This is a genomic window from Pseudomonas avellanae BPIC 631, from assembly GCF_000444135.1.
Lineage (GTDB): Bacteria > Pseudomonadota > Gammaproteobacteria > Pseudomonadales > Pseudomonadaceae > Aquipseudomonas > Aquipseudomonas avellanae.
Genome location: NZ_ATDK01000169.1, coordinates 1 through 234, shown reverse-complemented (window position 1 = coordinate 234; position 234 = coordinate 1). Strand labels below are relative to the sequence as shown.

The following is a 234-nucleotide window of genomic DNA, read 5'->3' as shown; positions in this document are numbered from 1 at the left end:
TCGCCAAACACACTCGACCATTCCGAGAAGCTCAGGTTGGTGGTGATGACCACGCTGGTGTGTTCGTACAGTTTGGACAGCAGGTGAAATAACAGGGCGCCACCGCTTTGACTGAAGGGCAAATATCCGAGTTCATCCAGTATCACCAGGTCTGTGCGAAGCAGTGCCTGGGCGATTCGCCCTGCCTTGCCATCGTACTTCTCACGTTCCAGCAGATTCACCAGATCCACCGTG

General features: G+C 54.7%; 1 pseudogene. It reads right to left on the bottom strand.

The annotated features are described in order from the left end of the window. Nucleotides 1–234 (bottom strand): annotated as a pseudogene (gene istB, locus DW49_RS0107585) (IS21-like element ISPsy20 family helper ATPase IstB); the annotation flags it as partial.